The sequence below is a fragment of the Aeromonas sp. HMWF015 genome, assembly GCF_963878965.1.
Lineage (GTDB): Bacteria > Pseudomonadota > Gammaproteobacteria > Enterobacterales > Aeromonadaceae > Aeromonas > Aeromonas veronii.
The window spans coordinates 1-3497 of record NZ_CAWNZT010000343.1; the positions used below are offsets into that span (position 1 = coordinate 1).

The 3497-nt window shown below is 58.7% G+C and carries 4 protein-coding genes and 1 pseudogene; 1 reads left to right on the plus strand and 4 read right to left on the minus strand.

The features are described from left to right. The 4 genes and pseudogenes from AACS18_RS17280 to AACS18_RS17295 form a co-directional block, all read right to left on the minus strand. Nucleotides 1–302: pseudogene (locus AACS18_RS17280) on the minus strand (ATP-dependent zinc protease); the annotation flags it as partial. Between the two features lie 61 nt (nt 303–363). Beyond that, nucleotides 364–1341, minus strand: coding sequence for a tRNA 5-methoxyuridine(34)/uridine 5-oxyacetic acid(34) synthase CmoB (gene cmoB / locus AACS18_RS17285; protein WP_108612836.1), 978 nt, complete (start codon nt 1339–1341; stop codon nt 364–366). Continuing rightward, nucleotides 1338–2084, minus strand: a complete 747-nt coding sequence (gene cmoA / locus AACS18_RS17290) for a carboxy-S-adenosyl-L-methionine synthase CmoA (RefSeq protein ID WP_108612837.1) — start codon at nt 2082–2084, stop codon at nt 1338–1340. Before cmoA ends, cmoB begins: the two co-directional genes overlap by 4 nt. Before the next feature lie 275 nt (nt 2085–2359). Beyond that, the gene (locus AACS18_RS17295) at nt 2360–3208 is read right to left on the minus strand and encodes a DUF72 domain-containing protein (protein ID WP_108612838.1); all 849 of its coding nucleotides are present in this window, start codon (nt 3206–3208) and stop codon (nt 2360–2362) included. A 162-nt stretch (nt 3209–3370) separates the two neighbouring features. Here AACS18_RS17295 and AACS18_RS17300 point away from each other — a divergent pair. Continuing rightward, the coding region (locus AACS18_RS17300) for an FmdB family zinc ribbon protein (RefSeq protein WP_146184788.1) at nt 3371–3497 on the plus strand (127 nt) is incomplete at its 3' end.

The following is a 3497-nucleotide window of genomic DNA, read 5'->3' on the forward strand; positions in this document are numbered from 1 at the left end:
GTGGGGATGGCCATCGGCTTGGGCGGCTCGGAAGGGGGGGTGGCGAGCTTGTGGTCTACTTGCTTGACGGACTCTTTCATATTGGTGACATCTGTGTTGAGCTGAACCAGCAGGTGCTGTTGCTGCACATACTGCTTCTGTTGCTGTTCCATGGATGTTTGCAGGCGTTGCTCGCTCTGGCTCAGCTCGCTACGAAGCTCGGCCAGCGTCAGAGCAGGGACCTGAGGCGCTTTTTCCATATTGACACACCCGCCGAGACTAAGCAGGGAGAGCAGGGTCATTCCTTTTAATTTGCTTTTCATGTCATTCATTTAACTGTGCTTCCTGGAATTGGGTCAGTGTAACTTCCTGAATCGCCATCGGCTAGTCTTTGGCCTTGCGGGCAATCAGTACGGCACGTTTCGGTGCCGGATATCCTTCTACCGTGAGTGCCGGATTGTCTGGGTCCAGATAATCACTCAGGGATTCATTAATCATCCAGTCGGTACGACGCTGTTCGTCGGTGCTGGTCATATTCTCGTCTACTATCCGCACGTCGGTGAAGCCGCAGCGCTCGACCCACAGCTTGAGGGCGCGGCTTGAGGGAATAAACCAGACGTTGCGCATCTTGCCGTAACGGTCAGTGGGCATCAGCACGTCGTTGACACCGCCGTCAATCACTAGCGTCTCCAGCACCAGCTGGCCATCATCTTTCAATTGATTGCGCAGTTGCTCGATGTGCTCGATGGGGGATTTGCGGTGATAGAGCACCCCCATGGAGAAGACGGTGTCAAAAGCACGCAGCTCCGGCAGCTCCTGAATGCCGAGCGGCAACAGGTGGGCGCGCTGATCATTGCCCGCGAAGTGGCGAATGGCCTCGAACTGGCAGAGAAACAGCGGACTCGGGTCGATGCCGACCGCGAGCTTGGCCCCTTCTCCCACCATGCGCCAGAGGTGATAGCCGCTGCCGCAGCCCACATCCAGCACGTAACGGCCTTCGAGCGGGCTGATATGGGGCAGCACCCGCTCCCACTTCCAGTCAGAGCGCCACTCGGTATCGATGTGGATGCCGTGCACGGTGAACGGCCCCTTGCGCCAGGGCATGAAGTGGCGCAGCAGGCTCTCGACCTTCTTGCGTTCACCTTCGCCAAGGCTCTCGGCCGAGCCAATCTCGACCCGGCTTTTCAGCTCGATGTTGCCGGGGGAGACCACCGGCAGCTTGTTGAGGGCACGATTCCAGCGCGGCAGGTCGCCATGCTGGTTGTCATGTTGCCAAGCGTGCAGCTGGGCGGGCAGGGTATGCAGCCAGTGGCTCAGCCGGTTTTTGGCAATCAGTTGATAGAAATTGGCAAAGTCGATCATGGCTGGGCGTCGCTGGATTTGATGGCAATCATGGAGCCGAAGTTAAAGCACTGGAACCAGAGATCCTGATGAACGAAACCGGCCTCCCGCAGACGGGCCTGATGCACCGGCAGGCTGTCGGTGCGCATCACGTTCTCAAGGGCAGTGCGTTTCTGGCTGATCTCCAGCTCGCTGTAGCCATTGGCCCGCTTGAAGTCGAGATGCAGATCGATAAGCAGCTCGTTGACCGGTTCATCTTCGAAGCGAAACTTTTCGCTCAGGATCAGGATCCCGCCCGGGCGCAGACCATCGTGAATGCGCTGGATCAGGGCGGCCCGTTTTTCTGGCTCGACAAATTGCAGAGTGAAGTTGAGCACCACCACGGAGGCATTCTCAATCTCGATGTCGCAGATATCCGCCTCCACCAGCTCCACCGGCACCTCGGATTTGAAACCGGAGAGGTGGGCGCGGGCGCGCTCGATCATCGGGTGGGAGAGATCTACCGCGGTGATGCGGCAGCCGGGCTGGCTGACATGGCGACGCATCGCCTGGGTCGCGGCGCCCAGTGAGCAGCCGAGATCATAGAGTCGGCTCTCGGGTTGGGCGTAGCGGGCGGCCATCATGCCGATGGCAGAGATGATGTTGCTGTAACCCGGCACCGAGCGCTGGATCATATCGGGAAACACGTCGACGACCTGTTCGTCAAAACAGAAGTCTCCCAATCGGGCGATCGGGGCGGCAAAAATTTGATCTTTGGTATGCATGCTGGCGCAACCTGACAGTCGGGACATCACCCGGCTGTATTGTTCAATTGAGTCGTTGGGTGACACCCATCAGAGTAGATTTATCACCTGTTTACGAACGGGGTAGCTGGTCATGAAATCCTTTGGACCTGTCCTGTTCGTACGGGCCATGTTCCGGACCCTTACTTGGGGCGGTAGTGTAGAGGATTGATGGCCGTTTGTCTTGACGCCAGGGCTTGCCATGCCACAAAAAAGCACTTTTTTTGCAGCGAAACGATGGCCGCAGAATGGGTTGGCTAAAAGCGCAGCACTCCCTGCCGTGCGCGATCGTTTTCCCCCGGCCAGGGGGCCATCTCCTGCTCCAGCAAGCGGGTGATCTGGCGGGCCAGCTCAGGTGCCTGGGCGTTGTCGGCAGTATGTATATAGAGGTAGAGATCCTTGCCCTCGGAAAGCCACTGGCGCCAGTGGGGGAGCCAGCTGGGCAGGAAGGGGTGATTGGCCGCCGGATCCGGCAGGCCGATAAAGCGCACCATGGGGGCGTTGGCGGTGGCCAGCAGATGCACCGGCAGGCGCGGTTTCTTGCCCTGGGCATCGACAAGGGCTGGCGTGGTTGCTTGCACCGAGAAGAGTGGCCGGCTGTCGAGCATCACCCGGTTTACACCCTGTTCCATCAGCAGCCGGTTCAATGCCCGCTCGGCCTCCCCCTTGGCGAAGAACTCTGGGTGACGCACTTCTAGGGCGTAGCGAAACGTCCGCGGCAGCCGATCGATGAAGGCCGCCAGTCTGGCCAGCCCCTCTGGCCCAAAACGGGCGGGCAACTGCAGGGTGAGCAGCCCCAGCTTGTCGTGCAGCGGGGCGAGCAGGCGAATAAAGTCGGCGACTTGTTTGTCTGCGCTCACCAGATCGCTCTGGTGGCTGATGGTTTGCGGAAATTTGAAGTTGAAACGAAAGTGATCGGGCACCGCATCGGCCCAGCGCTGTACCGTATCGGGGGTCGGTAGGGCGTAGAAGGTGGTATTGCCCTCCACCGAATTGAACACGGTGGCGTAGTGGGCGAGGTGTTCGGCAGGCTTGGCGCCAAGGCCCAGCAACTGGCCGGGCCAGCTGGGGTGGGACCACTGTGGCAGGCCCAAATAGAGGCTCATGATGGCTATTCTCTTCGCTCTTGGTGCATTCGTGCCGATTTTTTGCCCGCTTTTTGCCATCGAGTGCAAAAAACTGGCGAAAGGAGGCTTCTGGCCATTTTACCCAAAAGGGGGTTTTCCTCTATAATGCCAGCCCTTTTGTTTTTCAATTTCTTGTGACCCATGCCTATCTACGAATATCGTTGCGACGTCTGTGGCCATGAATTGGCAAAACTGCAAAAGCTTTCCGATGCCCCCCTGACCGACTGTCCGGCCTGTAGCAAGCCGAATCTGGTCAAGCTGATATCGG

Bases quoted from the DNA above. Each gene is read 5' to 3' on its own strand.
- cmoB (WP_108612836.1), bottom strand. From the start codon at position 1,341: ATGATCGACTTTGCCAATTTCTATCAACTGATTGCCAAAAACCGGCTG.
- AACS18_RS17295 (WP_108612838.1), bottom strand. From the start codon at position 3,208: ATGAGCCTCTATTTGGGCCTGCCACAGTGGTCCCACCCCAGCTGGCCC.
- cmoA (WP_108612837.1), bottom strand. From the start codon at position 2,084: ATGCATACCAAAGATCAAATTTTTGCCGCCCCGATCGCCCGATTGGGA.